The sequence below is a fragment of the Okeania sp. SIO2C9 genome, assembly GCF_010672455.1.
GTDB lineage: Bacteria > Cyanobacteriota > Cyanobacteriia > Cyanobacteriales > Microcoleaceae > Okeania.
Map to the genome: position 1 here is coordinate 424,564 of NZ_JAAHGO010000003.1, position 13,367 is coordinate 437,930.

Here is a 13,367-nt window from a genome sequence, read left to right on the forward strand (position 1 = left end):
TCTTGGCGATCGCCAGAAACTTCTAAATACTACTAATACTAAATATAATCCCGATTCGAGAAAATATTTATTGTTAAAAGAAAAAAGAAAAAAAAAATATACTGGGAGTAATTAAACTGTGGCGTTCAAGAAGCTACTCGATAGTTTTAATTCTAAATTAACTGCATTAAAACAAAGAATAACACCTAAAGTATGGTCAGAAAATTCTATTGTTTACTACACTGGTCACACTCCTTATGAATGGTCTCCAGAAAGTTTAAAAACAGGATTAGGAGGTGCTGATGCTAGAATAGTATTTCTTGGCAGAGAATGGGTAAAGTTAGGTTATAAAGTTGCCGTATATAATAACTGTGGCAATCAAGAAGGTATCTATGATGGAGTAGAGTATAATCATTATTCAAAATTTAATCCTTACGATAGTTTTTATACTCTAATTATGTGGCAATTTGCCTGGAGAATTAAGTTTCCTATTAAAGCCAAAAGGGTATGGCTAGACTTGGGACAAGGAGTGCTGTTACCAGAACAAGCTAAATATGAAAAATTAAAAAACTACGATAAGGTGTTCTGTAAAACAAATTATCATCGGTCTCTTCTACCAGAAATACCTGATAATAAAATTGCTATTATTCCTAATGGAGTCGATCCATCTTTTTCGTCTCTCTATGAAAATCATAAAGATCCTAATAAAATTATTTACGCTTCTAATTATATTAGAGGTTTAGAAAGAATGTTAGAGTTTGGCTGGCCGATTATTAAAAAAGAAATTCCAGAGGCAGAGCTAAATATTTACTATGGTTGGAGTAGTAAAGTAGAGCCAGATTGGAAAGAAAAAATGTTAAAATTAATGGCACAACCAGGAGTAGCTGAACGAGGGAAAATAGGGCGAGAACAACTAATGCAAGAAAAATCAACTTCATCAATTAATTATTATGGTTGTACTTTTAAAGAAACAGATTGTAATACAGTCCGAGAATCTGCCTTAGTAGGAGCAGTACCAGTCACAACAGATTATGCTGGATTAAAAGATAAAAGTTATTGTGTTAAAGTCCCCGGTCATCCTTACGACAAAGAAACTCAAGAAGCATTAGCTTATAAAATAGTAGAACTACTAAAAAACCAGGATAAACTTCAAGAAATCCGAGAAAAAAATGTTGAGTTAGTCAAAGATGAAACCTGGGAAAATGTAGCTAAATTGTGGTTAAGTCAAATATCATAAGCAGGTATTTTAATTATGACAATGCCAAATTTTTTATTAATTGGTGCTGCTAAGTCAGGTACTTCTTCTCTTTATTATTATCTGAAGCAACATCCTCAAATTTATATGCCAGCTTCTAGAGACCAAAAAGAACCTGATTTTTTTACTTTAGAAGGAGAAAGTAAAGAACGAATTGGTCCGAATGGTACTTTTGTAATGAAAAATGCAATTATAGATTTAGAAACCTATCAAAAATTGTTTACTGGGGTAACAGATGAAATAGCAATTGGGGAAGCTTCTACTTCATATATTTATAGTGAAAAAGCACCACAACGAATACATAAGCATATACCTAATGCTAAAATAATTGCTATTCTCAGAGACCCAGCAGAAAGAGCTTTTTCTCACTTTTTATTTTCTCTGAGTAATGGTAGAGAACCGGAACCGAATTTTCAGAAAACATTAGCACAAGAAGATTGGCGAGTAGAGAATAATTGGAATTTTCAATGGCATCATAAACGTCGAGGTTTTTATTATCTCCAACTCAAGCGTTATTTCGATTTATTTTCTCCTAATCAAATTAAGGTTTGTCTGTACGAAGATATTAGAAAAGACCCTATTGCTTTAACTCAAGATATCTTTAAATTTTTGGGAGTAGATGATACTTTTGTTTTAAATGTGGCGAAAGTACATAACCCTACTAAGGTAGCAAAAAATCAAACTCTTAATACTCTACTAAATCGTCCGAATCCAATTAAAGATAGTTTGAAATTATTTATGCCAATGGGAATTCGGAAAAAGATAGCAGGGACTCTCAAAAAGAAAAATTTAGGTAAACCAAAATTATCTCCAAAAATCAGAAAGCAATTAATTGCCGAGTATCGGGAAGATATATTAAAACTTCAGGATTTAATCGGCAGAGATTTATCAAAATGGTTAGAAGTCTAGGGAAATAAAGATTGATTGATTGAGATGACCAAATAAATAAAGTTTATAGTCTCCCTCTTGCCTGAAGTGAGGTTATCAAAAATAAAAATTTAGGTAAACCGAAACTGTCTCTAAAGATTAGAAAGCAATAATTCCTGAGTACAAGTGAGTACCAGGAAGATATATTAAAGCTTCAAGATTTAATCAGCAGAGACTTATCAAAATGCTTAGAAGTTTAACCAAATTAAAGATTAATTTATTGATATGACCAAATAAATAAAATCTCAAAGCTGCCTACTTGTTAGGGTAGTGATAACTGATAACTGATAACTGATAACTGATAACTGATAACTGATAACTGATAACTGATAACTGAAATGACAGATTTACCCCCAATATATTTTTATCTTCCCCAAGAAAACTGGCGGAATGATATGCCAGATAAACCAGATATTTATTGGGAAGAATTTGGCAGAGGGATATACTGTTGGACTTTACAAACCTATCTTTATCTTAAAGCAGATGGGTTTCCTTGTACCTTAGTAGGAATTATGCCAGATGAAGGAATTGTAATAGCTCATCGAGATTCTTTTGACTACGAACTAAGACCAACGCCAAAGGTTTTAATGGTCTGTATTAAACCAGATCGAAATCCTCATCCTTATGCTCAGTTGCAAGTAGTCCAAAATCCTCAAGATGCCAAAAATTTAAAAAATAGTTATTACATTCCTCTATGGAGACAACCAGGATTAATTCCTCGTAATCCTGAAAGGGGCGATCGCTTTGAGAATATTGGTTATTTTGGTATTAATTCTAATTTAGCGCCAGAATTAAAAGCTGCTTCTTGGTCGAAACAATTAGAAGAATTAGGATTTAATTGGCAAATTATTCCTAGAAACCGCTGGTATGATTATAGTAATATTGATGCTGTTGTTGCTGTGCGTAATTTTCAACAGCAAGATTATACTCAAAAACCTGCTACAAAACTTTACAATGCTTGGCATGCTGGTGTAGCTGCAATTTTAGGAAAAGAATCAGCTTTTCAGTCAGAAAGAAAAAACGAGTTTGACTATTTTGAAGTTAGTTCAGTAGAAGATGCTATTAATTTTTTGAAGTACCTTAAAGATCATCCTCAATTTTATCAAAAAGTGAGAGAAAATGGTGAATATCGATCGCACGAAACTGACCCTCAAAATACTGTTAAACAGTGGCAGAAATTTTTAATAGATTTTGCTATACCTAAGTATCGGGAATGGTGTAGTGCCTCTCTGTGGAGGCAACAATTATATTTACAGATTTGTTATTTCAAAATAAAAGTAGATGCTACTTATAACCATATTTATTCCTTTTTGAAGCAGGAAGAAAAACAATTGTAGTAACAGTGATTTTTATACCTGAAAATAGCATTCTCAAACTTAAAACTAACTCTTCCAACCGCTATCTTCATAAAATTGAGTTAAAGGAATTTTCTTCAGGGGATTTTCACCCATCTCCACTGCTTTTTGGCAAAGCATTCTCAAAAATAGTTTGTGATTTTCAACATTAACTGGTTGAGGATTCCAGTCTATATCAGAGGATTTTTCTGCTTCCATATTCAATGGAATATAACGCCCAACAGTTTCAAAGCGAGAATCACCTGAGAGATGTTTTTTTCTTGGTATAAATACTACTGGTGTTCCCAGAGCAAGACATGGAGATGCACAATGTAATCTATTAGTAATTACTAAACTAGCTTTACTGTACATTTTTAGAAGTGAACGAGCTTTAAAAATATGAATAAGATTTTCCAGCTCTTTATCCGTCCAAATTTTAGGGAAAAGAGAACTAAATTCTGAGTTGATAAAAATTTGTGGTATTTCTAAAATTTCTTGGAGACGCTCAATTCCACCTTCAATTGGACGTAAAATCTTACCCTTTTTTACTTTCATTAGAGTCAATAAGTCTCGATAAGTTATATAATCAACAGAGATGGCTTTTTCTTTTATCTCTTCGGGTAAAAGCTTTAATCCTCTTTCATCAAGATTAACTATATAAATTTTGCCTGGAGTTTTTTCTTTGATAGTTGGAAAACTTAAAGTTAAACATCCAGAATAATATGAATCTATATCATAAGACTTTAGTAAATTTAATGTTGAGCGATCGCGACAACCAATAGGTTGATGTTCTTTTAAATGTTTAACAACTTCATCCGTTAACATTTCTGGAGTATTAATGTGAATTGAAATGTAGAAAGGAGTAATTTTAGGTGGTGGAGGTAGCATTCCTGAGCTATACCACCCATTCATAATACAAAAAGAATCTGGTAAATCGCTAGATATATTTTTTCCTTGTCGCCTTTCAAGATAATAATCAATTTTAGGCAAATACTGTATCGCGGCCAATGTTTGAATCATGTCACCAACATTTACAGTTCCACCACTTGATTTACCTTGTTCATATTTCAGTGCAGAGTACATAAATTAAATCTCCTTTGATAACTATTAATTCCATTCAAAAGGTTTATTAGCTTTTCCCGCAATATCCTCAAATACTTCCAGTTTTTCAGGTGATAACTCTCTCTGCCAACGTAAATCTAACTTAATAGTAAGATCCATATTTTTATAATAATCACCATGAATTTTTCGTCGTGCGTCATATTCTATCTCTTGTCCTTTATAACGACGAATTAGAGAATAAGCACCCTCATTACCAGAAATATCATAATGATCGTATTGCCAATACTCTATCATGGAAGGAACAAAATTTATACCTACAAAATTACAAATTTTTTCCACAGTTTTATCGGGATTACTCGCTAATTGTTCATAAGCAATCTCAATTCTTTTCTCAGGATTAAATTTTTCAAAAAAATCATTCCTTAGTTTGTATTTTTCAACCCATTCCGTCGCCATCTTAGCCATATCCCAATGAGGATATTTTCTGAGATAAGAGTTAACAACAGCTCTACCATCACGAACTAAATGAATTAAATATGCTTCTACTTTTCCTGATGTAAATTCTTCAGCTTGAATTTTTTCTCCAATCCAAGGATAAGCTTTACTAGCATCAATAATAACCTTTTTATTCTCTAGCTTGGAAAACATAAAAGAATAAGGATTAAAAACCTCATCTTTGTTGAAGATTTGTCTGATTTTTTTCTCAACTTTTAAAGGAATATCCTTATTTAAACGAGTATTTCCTAGAACACTAGCCAACTCATATAACCCTTTTCATCCAAAAGTTTTTTCCCAAAATTCAGATGTCATATTCACACAATCAATGGGCTTTTGTTTACGATAACGATTGGGAAGACCGACTAATTCACCTGCGGAAAAACAGTCTGGATGACTTCCTAAAATTAGTGATAAAAGACTAGAGCCTGAATGCCCACTTGACATTATAAATATGACTTTTTTCTGCATAAATAATTATTCCTATAAACACAAAAATAAATAACAATAGTTTGTGATGAGTGTTGAACTTGATATAATCAAAAGCAGTGATTCAATTTAACTTCTATGACTAACGGTATATACACTGTAGCAAATGATGTTGTCTTCGATCAACTGGTAGCTCTACTCAATAGTATTGAGGTCAATGTTGGTACTGATACTCCAGTTTGTGTTATTGCTTATGACAATCGCACGGAAAAAGTCCAAGCAGACATAGAGAAACGTAAAAATGTCCAATTTTTAGACAATCCAGAAATATTTGCCCCCTGGGAAGAATTTTCTTACAAAGCTTGGAAAGGTCATCCAAATGCTTTGAGTATGTGGGCAGAAAAAGGGATTAAAGGGGTAAATCGAATTGGCATGAATCGTAGATATTGTGGCTTCGATCCTCAAGCTCCTTTTGAAAAGTTTATGTATTTTGATGCAGATATTCTGGTATTAAATTCTGTTGAATACATTTTTGACCAGTTGGATAAGGATGATTTTGTTGTCTATGATTTTCAGTATAAGGACCCCTCTCATATTTTTAATTTAGAGTCGTCTAAACTGTTTGATGTTTTTCCAGAGTCACGGATTAAATCTGAAATTTTTTGTGCGGGATTTTATGCAGGAAAAAGGGGTTTATTCTCGAAAACCCAAAGACAGTTTTTAGTAGAAAAGCTCAACTCTGGAGAAGGAGAAGTTTTATATACATCCGCTCCAAACCAATCTTTACTCAACTATATGAAAATGCGATTGGATATTCCTGTTTATAACTTTGGTCTTGATTTACCACCAGAAAAAAGAACAGGTTGTTCTGTAACATCGCCTCATTTTGAAGAAAGGGATAATGTACTATATGATAAAGGAGAAAGACTGACATATCTTCATTATATTGGAGTTTCTTCTAAAAGGTTTGCTAGGCTTTGTCAGGGAGAAAATTTAGATTTTCCTTATCGAGATATTTTTCTCCACTATCGTTATCTCCATGAACCGGATAAAAGACCAAAATTTACAGGCAAACCAGAACCTTATAATCCGCCAGTAAACATAATGACTAAAATCTTCAAAAAACTGGGTTTAAATAGTTAAATCAAAAAAAATAAAAGAAATTTATATGGTAGATAAGAAACAGAGCGATCGCTCAGACCATCCATTTTTTTAAAAGTATTTAATTTCTGAGAATTAATTGGAGAATATCGCTAAAATTTACAGGCAAACTATAACTCTATAAAATGACTAAAATCTGCCAAAAACAGGGTAAATATGGCTAAGAAAAAAAAGAAGAAAGACATTTATATTGTCGTCAACTACTGGGCGATCACTCAAATCATCCATTTGTGGAAAACTGTTCAATTTCTGATGATGATTTCCCGAAAATCGCTAAAATATACAGGGCAACTAGAACCCTATATAATCCGCCAGTAAATGTAATGACTAAAATCTGCCAAAAACAGAGTTAAAATAGCTCAGGAAAAAAGATGAAAGGCATTTATATTATTGCTAACTACTGGGGAACGCTCAAACTATACATTTGTGGAAGACTATTCAATTTCTGATGATGATTTCCCGGAAATTACTGAAATTTACTGGTTAGTTAAAATTTGAGAATATGCCAGTAAATATAATGATTAAAACCTGCTAAAAATTGGAGAGAAATAACTAAGGGGAAAAAGGTAAAAAGCACTTATTTATGTTGTCTATGTTATCTTAAACTACTGGGCGATCGCTCAAATCATCCATTTGTGGAAAACTGTTCAATTTCTGATGATGATTTCCCGAAAATCGCTAAAATATACAGGGCAACTAGAACCCTATAATCCGCCAGTAAATGTAATGACTAAAATCTGCCAAAAACAGAGTTAAAATAGCTAAGGAAAAAAGATGAAAGGCATTTATATTATTGCTAACTATTGGGCGAACACCCAAGCCATCCATTTTTAGAAAAGTCTGATATTTCTGATAATTTATTTCAGAAAATAGCTAAAATTGACTGGTCAACTAAAATTTGAGAATATGCCAGTAAATATAATGATGAAAATCAGCAAAAAAATCCGGTAGAAATAACTAAGGAAAAAAAGATAAAAAGCATTTATATGGTCGTAAACTACTGGGCGATCGCTAAAACTATTCATTTGTGGAAAAGTTTTCAATTTCTGATGATTTCCCGAACAAACCAAATTTATAGGGAGACTAAAATTCGAGAATCTGGCAGTAAATATAATCAGTAAAATCTGATAAAAACTAGGTAAAAAATCTAGATAAACAATATGAAAGGAATTTTTTAATAATTATTTCTCCAAAAAAATCAAAATTTGTAGGAAAATCAAAATCTGAGAATATTCTAGTAAATATAATAACTAAAATCTGCCAAAACTAGGTGTAAATAACTAAGGAAAAAATTATGAAAGGAATTTATATTGTCGCCAATGATAAGGTACTTGATAATACGATCGCTCTGCTGAAAAGTATCAGATTATATGACACTGATACTCCAATTATCATGATTCCTTTTGATGAAAATTATCAACAGGTTGCAGAAATAGTTACGAGTAAATATGGTGTAGAAATTTATCCAGATTTAGAATTTGTAGATAATCTTTGCAACAATCTGTATAACATTTTTGGTCAAGGCTTTTTTAATACTCCTAACAAACAAAAAAAACAAGCTTGTTGGTTCGGACCGTTCGATGAGTTTCTCTATATTGATGTTGATATTGTTGTCTTTGAAAAAATTGCTGATAATCTCAAATATCTGGAAGATTATGATTTTTTGTGCTGCGACTATCAATATTTAAGTGGGATTAAAAATGTCTTTACATCCAAAGTTCTAGAAAATCAAATCTTTACTGAAGAACAGCTTAAAGATGTATTTAATAGTGGGTGGTGGGCGTCAAAGAAAAACCTATTTACAGAAAACGAATTATATGAAACCTTCGCTGAATGTGCTGCTAATACCGAGTATTTCGACTTTTCTGAAAAAACCACAGACCAGCCCATTTTTAACTATATAGTATTAAAACATATTTCTCGGCGGTTGAATCTAGTTAGACGGCCAGAGGGCAAAGGTCCAGGAAGTTGGGCAGGTAGTCCTCATTTTCAACAGGAAGGCGATCGCTTGATTGACCCTAAAGTAGCTAAACCTGTACAATATTTACATTGGGCAGGTTTTCGGATTGAACCAGGATGCCCTTATTGGGATATTTGGGAGCATTATCGATATTTGGGCGAAGCTAAACCTACTTACTATCCTCAAAAAACTGAAAAGAAAAAAAGTCTAGGAGCAAAATTTATTGATAAGGTCAAAAATATAGGTCGGCAAATGAAGAAAAGCTAGGGTCATTTTAGTTATCAGTACCTCCGCTTTCAGTCTTAGGCTTGAAATCCAAAATTTTCTTTCTTTCCCCCTTAAAAGGGCAGGGTCAATTTATTTTCACTAGAGAAAAATTATGGGGAGATGGGGAGATGGGGAGATTCTTTAGATATTTGCACAATTAAATGTATTTCATATCCATATAAATATTCTCTGACGACAAAGAATTAGCCCTGCCTTCAAAAGGGAACCTTGAGGCCTTATTTCTTGGTCAGAAAAACAGCAGAATAAATTTGAATATATTTTAGATTATTTGGAGTCATAAAAAAAACTATGGCTAAAATAAATTTACCCCTTTAAAGATGCGGATACTTGAAATCCGAAATGTCCTTTTTTTTCCTTCAAATGAGAACCTTGAGACCTTATTTCTTGGTCAGAAAGATTTGAATTTTATTATCGGTGAGGACTTTTCAGTAAGACTAATAGGAAAATATTATGAGTCGTGGCATATATATCACTGCAAATGACAAAGTCATAGAACAAGGTATTGCTCTATTAAAAAGTATCCGTAAGTATGATAGTGACACACCAATTATTTTGATTCCCTATGATAATAATTATCAAACAGTCGCAGAATGTTTTTCGAGAGATTATGGGGTCAAAATTTATCAAGATTTAGAATTGATTAAAAGATTATCAAATAAACTAAAACAAATTTTTGGTAATAAATTTTTTGCCAGACCAAATCAGTTTCATAAGCAAGCTTGTTGGTTTGGATAATTTGATAAATTTTTATACATAGATACAGATATTGTTGTTTTTGATAAAATTATTGATAATCTAAACTATCTAAATGAATATGATTTCTTGTGTTTTGATTATCAACATTTAGGCGGAATGAAAAATGTATTCACCCCAGAAATTTATCAAGTTTTTAGTCAAGAGGAACTTAAGGATATTTTTAATGGAGGATGGTGGGGATCTAAAAAAGGTCTAATTTCAGAACAATATTTGTATGATATACTTGCTCAATGTGCCACTCATCCAGAATACTTTGATTTTTCTCAGAAAACTTCCGATCAACCAATTATTAATTATATGATTTTGAAGCGAATTAAAAAGCGTTTCAATATTGTTCGCAGACCAGGAAAAGCAGCAGGAAGTTGGGCAGGTACATCACATTTTCATCGAGAAGGTGATAAACTTATAGACCCGACTGTGAATCAACCTTTAGACTATCTACATTGGGCAGGAATTCGGATTTCACCAGAGTGCCCTTATTGGGATATTTGGGAGCATTATCGATATTTGGGGGAATCTAAACCAACCAACTATCCCCAAAAAACAGAGAGGAAAAAAGTTTAGGACAAAGAATCTGGAATAAAGTAAAGAAAAGTATTAACTTTTGAAAGGAAAAACTATGAGTAATAGCACTAAAGATTTTTGTTTTTGTACTTTGGTTCTAGGTCAAAGATATCGTGAAATTGCTAAGGAATTAATTAGAGATTTAGAAAAATATTCTCCAGGCACATCATTAGTAATTTGCACAGATGAACCAGATGATTTTAGTAAATACCAAAACGTTATCGCTTTCAAGCATCAGCAACAAGGGATTTTATTTTGCTTTAACGATCGACGATTTGTGTTTCAAGCAGCTTTATCATTATTCAGAGTAGCTATTCATATTGATGCAGATACAAAAATTGTAGATACCATACCTGAAGATATTAAATGGAACCCCGGAATCACTGGAGGTAGAGGAAATTTAATGCAGCACTTCAACAAATATCATTCTCACAGATTTGCAGATTTAAAAAAGGTTGCTGATAAGTTACATATTTCAGAAGAATCATTTAATAATGCCAGTTGGATAGGTGAATCCTTATATGCTATAGTTCGAGATGAAGGCAGAGAAATAGAATTTTTAGAGACTTGGGGTAAAATTGCAACATATATGGAATTGAAAGGATTTCATGTAGGAGATGGAAATCTCATGGGATTAGCAGCAGCTAAAGTAGGATGGAATGTTAATAGTACAGTTGATAGTGAAGCTTGGCAGAAGCTTGATCGAGTAAGGAAACATTGGGATGCTTCTCATAGTAGACCAAAGACTAAATTCTGGGATAAGTTAGGCAAGAGAATAGGTTATCATTATCGTTTAAATAAAACTAGGATAATGGCTTTGAAAGATTTTGAATTTTACTATCGTTAATCAATGAGTAAATGTTTGAATAAGGTGCAGACTAAACACCTTATTCAATTACAATTCTCTAACATGAAAAGGTAAAGATCTAACTAACTAATAGAGAGACTTTACCCATTCCCACTCTCTTGATAACCCCTCTTTTAAAGAAACTTGAGGTTGATAACCCAAAATTTTCTGTGCTTTAGAAACATCAGCACTTGTATGACGAGCATCTCCCCTCGCTTTTTCCACAAAATTTTTCTTAATAGGACGCCCGACTATTTCCTCCATCATATTAATAACTTCTGCTAATACTACCCGACTACCTCCACCAATATTAAATACTTCACCCACTGCTTCTGGTACTGTACCTGCTAATAAGTTACCTGCTACTGCATCACTAACAAAAGTAAAGTCTCTAGTTTGTTGGCCATCTCCATAAATAGAAATTGGTTCATCTTGCAAAATCCATTTAAAGAATTTATGAAAGGCCATATCAGGTCGTTGACGGGGACCATAAACTGTAAAGTAGCGTAAATATACACATGGTACGCCAAAATTCTGATGATATAACTTACCTAATCTTTCTGCGGCTAACTTAGTAATTCCATAAGGAGATACCGGTTGAGGACAAATAGTTTCTGGAGTAGGAAAAGTTTCAGCATTACCATATACAGAAGAAGTAGAAGCATAAACCAATCTTTTCAAATGAGGAGCATCTTTAGCCGCTTCTAAAATTATTTGAGTAGCATTGATATTACGTTCTGTATAAGCACGAAAACCTTCACCCCAACTAGCACGAACACCTGCTTGGGCAGCTTGATGATAAACTATATCTACATCTGCCAATAACTCTGACCAATTTAAAGATTGAATATCATTTTCTATTAATTGGAAAGCGGAATTGTCTTGAAATTGAGAAATATTCTGACGTTTCAAAACAGGGTCATAGTAATCATTAAATTGATCGATACCTATTACTTTTTCTCCTTGATTTAAAAGAGTTTCTGCTAAATGAGACCCGATAAACCCACCAACACCTGTTACGATAATATTACTCATTTTTTCCTATATTCAAGTGGCTATTTTTTGCTGAAAGCGGGAGTCAATTTATCCTAATGTTGAAAAAAATTAACTCTCTTCTGTTATGCTCTGTTCCATCTTATCTAAAATTTTAGTAAGCTGAATCCAGACAACTAATCCAGTTGCTATAGTTAAAGGCAAACAAATAGAATAGGCAACTAAGTTAGTAAATCCAAATAATTGTAAACTTGAGGATAAAAATATTAATGCACCACTAGCAATACCTAAATAGGGAAGCTGTAATGTTAATCCTCTCATACTAACTATATTACAATTAGAAGGATTTGCTGACCAATCTTGAACCAGTTGCTTAATTAATTTGGCAAATACTATTCCTGAAGATAAACTCATTAATAAACCAACTGCGATTAAAAAATAAGGAGGTTGAGGAAGACTATACACAAATATTTCCTTGATTTATACTAATTAATTATTTATTTAGGGATATATACTACTTAATTACAGAATTATTTATCGAAGAAGTATTTTTTTCATATATAATAATCTAGTGATAAAGTATTAGGTATAGGAATATTCAAATCATGGGAGTTTTGAATATACTTTTCTATTCGTTCTTGACAATATGATAAACTAGTACCTTGTTCGCTACTATATTTTTTCTTATTTTCTCTCTGATTAATTTTTTGACCAAACATTTTTTGAGTTTCATCAGTTGAAGTAATATTGAGTTGCTCAAAAAGTGATTCAACATTAGTAAAATTATTTAAAGCTTCTAAACGTACTTCATAGGTATTTATCTCTGGATATTCTTTCTGAAATCTCTTTGCTCTAGCTTCTATATCAATTAAATAGGCTATAGATAAATCCCACTGATCTAAGTTTTGATCGACATCAATACAGGGAATAGTCGCAGTAACAGCATTAGGACTAGACATCCAAAACTTCCAATGTCGATTTCTCTCAGAAAAATATCCTAGTTCAATAAAACTTTTCAATACCTTTGGTAAATAGCGACGCATAATAATAACTTTTACTTTGGGAAATTCCTGAGCAACAACATCAAAAAAAGTTTTAATAAAAATATGGTTAGTTTCACAGTATATTTTGTCATCAGGAAGTTGTAAAAGTCTATCTTTAATAGCAGCATTTTTCAACTTTATTTTTGAAAAAGATGCTGTATAGTTAGATGTATTAATCATTAGAGTTGTTGGGAAATAAAAATTCAAAAGTCTCAAAAGCTTACTATATAAGATTTTCAGGATTGGAGGGTTAAAAACACTATAAACGTTTACT

At 32.4% G+C, this 13,367-nt stretch carries 15 protein-coding genes; 9 read left to right on the forward strand and 6 right to left on the reverse strand.

Going from position 1 to position 13,367, the window contains the following annotated elements; all coding sequences use genetic code 11:
• Window positions 1–118: 118 nt before the first annotated feature.
• The 3 genes from F6K23_RS04010 to F6K23_RS04020 all read left to right on the forward strand — a co-directional run bounded on the left by F6K23_RS04010 (window position 119) and on the right by F6K23_RS04020 (window position 3,498).
• A complete protein-coding gene (locus tag F6K23_RS04010) occupies window positions 119–1,216 on the forward strand; it encodes a glycosyltransferase family 1 protein (RefSeq protein ID WP_293150868.1) in 1,098 nt (365 codons plus the stop codon).
• A 15-nt stretch (window positions 1,217–1,231) separates the two neighbouring features.
• Window positions 1,232–2,143: a sulfotransferase gene (locus tag F6K23_RS04015; RefSeq protein ID WP_293150871.1), complete on the forward strand. Its 912-nt coding sequence runs from the start codon at window positions 1,232–1,234 to the stop codon at window positions 2,141–2,143.
• A gap of 356 nt (window positions 2,144–2,499) precedes the next feature.
• Window positions 2,500–3,498, forward strand: coding sequence for a hypothetical protein (locus F6K23_RS04020; protein WP_293150874.1), 999 nt, complete (start codon window positions 2,500–2,502; stop codon window positions 3,496–3,498).
• A 45-nt stretch (window positions 3,499–3,543) separates the two neighbouring features.
• On the opposite strand, the gene F6K23_RS04025 is transcribed toward F6K23_RS04020, so the two are convergent.
• Genes F6K23_RS04025 through F6K23_RS04035 form a run of 3 tightly spaced genes read right to left on the reverse strand, consistent with a single transcriptional unit; the run spans window position 3,544 to window position 5,523 of the window.
• Window positions 3,544–4,578 (reverse strand): polysaccharide pyruvyl transferase family protein, encoded by a 1,035-nt coding sequence (locus tag F6K23_RS04025; RefSeq protein ID WP_293150877.1) that lies wholly within the window; start codon window positions 4,576–4,578, stop codon window positions 3,544–3,546.
• A gap of 24 nt (window positions 4,579–4,602) precedes the next feature.
• The gene (locus tag F6K23_RS04030; protein ID WP_293150880.1) at window positions 4,603–5,316 is read right to left on the reverse strand and encodes a sulfotransferase; all 714 of its coding nucleotides are present in this window, start codon (window positions 5,314–5,316) and stop codon (window positions 4,603–4,605) included.
• A 15-nt stretch (window positions 5,317–5,331) separates the two neighbouring features.
• Window positions 5,332–5,523: a hypothetical protein gene (locus F6K23_RS04035; RefSeq protein WP_293150883.1), complete on the reverse strand. Its 192-nt coding sequence runs from the start codon at window positions 5,521–5,523 to the stop codon at window positions 5,332–5,334.
• 96 nt (window positions 5,524–5,619) lie between these two features.
• Between F6K23_RS04035 and F6K23_RS04040 the strand changes: the two genes are divergently transcribed.
• The 6 genes from F6K23_RS04040 (at window position 5,620) to F6K23_RS04060 (ending at window position 11,057) form a co-directional block, all read left to right on the forward strand.
• On the forward strand, window positions 5,620–6,624 hold the full coding sequence (locus F6K23_RS04040; RefSeq protein WP_293150886.1) for an Npun_R2821/Npun_R2822 family protein: 1,005 nt from the start codon (window positions 5,620–5,622) through the stop codon (window positions 6,622–6,624).
• Between the two features lie 1,004 nt (window positions 6,625–7,628).
• Window positions 7,629–7,763: a hypothetical protein gene (locus F6K23_RS04045; RefSeq protein WP_293150889.1), complete on the forward strand. Its 135-nt coding sequence runs from the start codon at window positions 7,629–7,631 to the stop codon at window positions 7,761–7,763.
• 170 nt (window positions 7,764–7,933) lie between these two features.
• Entirely contained in the window at window positions 7,934–8,869 is a 936-nt protein-coding gene (locus F6K23_RS04050; RefSeq protein ID WP_293151049.1) for an Npun_R2821/Npun_R2822 family protein, read from the forward strand.
• A gap of 471 nt (window positions 8,870–9,340) precedes the next feature.
• Entirely contained in the window at window positions 9,341–9,625 is a 285-nt protein-coding gene (locus F6K23_RS41425) for a hypothetical protein (protein ID WP_338043162.1), read from the forward strand.
• A gap of 117 nt (window positions 9,626–9,742) precedes the next feature.
• Entirely contained in the window at window positions 9,743–10,210 is a 468-nt protein-coding gene (locus F6K23_RS41430; protein ID WP_367267605.1) for a hypothetical protein, read from the forward strand.
• Window positions 10,211–10,265: 55 nt separating this feature from the next.
• Window positions 10,266–11,057 (forward strand): hypothetical protein, encoded by a 792-nt coding sequence (locus F6K23_RS04060; RefSeq protein WP_293150892.1) that lies wholly within the window; start codon window positions 10,266–10,268, stop codon window positions 11,055–11,057.
• Window positions 11,058–11,144: 87 nt separating this feature from the next.
• Here the strand turns inward: F6K23_RS04060 and F6K23_RS04065 are convergent, their stop codons facing one another.
• The 3 genes from F6K23_RS04065 to F6K23_RS04075 all read right to left on the reverse strand — a co-directional run bounded on the left by F6K23_RS04065 (window position 11,145) and on the right by F6K23_RS04075 (window position 13,273).
• On the reverse strand, window positions 11,145–12,092 hold the full coding sequence (locus F6K23_RS04065; RefSeq protein ID WP_293150895.1) for an NAD-dependent epimerase/dehydratase family protein: 948 nt from the start codon (window positions 12,090–12,092) through the stop codon (window positions 11,145–11,147).
• Window positions 12,093–12,161: 69 nt separating this feature from the next.
• Window positions 12,162–12,515, reverse strand: a complete 354-nt coding sequence (locus F6K23_RS04070) for a hypothetical protein (protein WP_293150898.1) — start codon at window positions 12,513–12,515, stop codon at window positions 12,162–12,164.
• A gap of 89 nt (window positions 12,516–12,604) precedes the next feature.
• The gene (locus F6K23_RS04075; RefSeq protein ID WP_293150901.1) at window positions 12,605–13,273 is read right to left on the reverse strand and encodes a hypothetical protein; all 669 of its coding nucleotides are present in this window, start codon (window positions 13,271–13,273) and stop codon (window positions 12,605–12,607) included.
• Window positions 13,274–13,367 lie beyond the last annotated feature (94 nt).

What these genes read in the sequence shown, in the direction of transcription:
- F6K23_RS04020 (WP_293150874.1), top strand. Translation starts at nt 2,500, where the DNA reads ATGACAGATTTACCCCCAATATATTTTTATCTTCCCCAAGAAAACTGG.
- F6K23_RS04060 (WP_293150892.1), top strand. Translation starts at nt 10,266, where the DNA reads ATGAGTAATAGCACTAAAGATTTTTGTTTTTGTACTTTGGTTCTAGGT.
- F6K23_RS04015 (WP_293150871.1), top strand. Translation starts at nt 1,232, where the DNA reads ATGACAATGCCAAATTTTTTATTAATTGGTGCTGCTAAGTCAGGTACT.
- F6K23_RS04025 (WP_293150877.1), bottom strand. Translation starts at nt 4,578, where the DNA reads ATGTACTCTGCACTGAAATATGAACAAGGTAAATCAAGTGGTGGAACT.
- F6K23_RS04045 (WP_293150889.1), top strand. Translation starts at nt 7,629, where the DNA reads ATGGTCGTAAACTACTGGGCGATCGCTAAAACTATTCATTTGTGGAAA.
- F6K23_RS04035 (WP_293150883.1), bottom strand. Translation starts at nt 5,523, where the DNA reads ATGCAGAAAAAAGTCATATTTATAATGTCAAGTGGGCATTCAGGCTCT.
- F6K23_RS41425 (WP_338043162.1), top strand. Translation starts at nt 9,341, where the DNA reads ATGAGTCGTGGCATATATATCACTGCAAATGACAAAGTCATAGAACAA.
- F6K23_RS04065 (WP_293150895.1), bottom strand. Translation starts at nt 12,092, where the DNA reads ATGAGTAATATTATCGTAACAGGTGTTGGTGGGTTTATCGGGTCTCAT.
- F6K23_RS04075 (WP_293150901.1), bottom strand. Translation starts at nt 13,273, where the DNA reads ATGATTAATACATCTAACTATACAGCATCTTTTTCAAAAATAAAGTTG.
- F6K23_RS41430 (WP_367267605.1), top strand. Translation starts at nt 9,743, where the DNA reads ATGAAAAATGTATTCACCCCAGAAATTTATCAAGTTTTTAGTCAAGAG.
- F6K23_RS04040 (WP_293150886.1), top strand. Translation starts at nt 5,620, where the DNA reads ATGACTAACGGTATATACACTGTAGCAAATGATGTTGTCTTCGATCAA.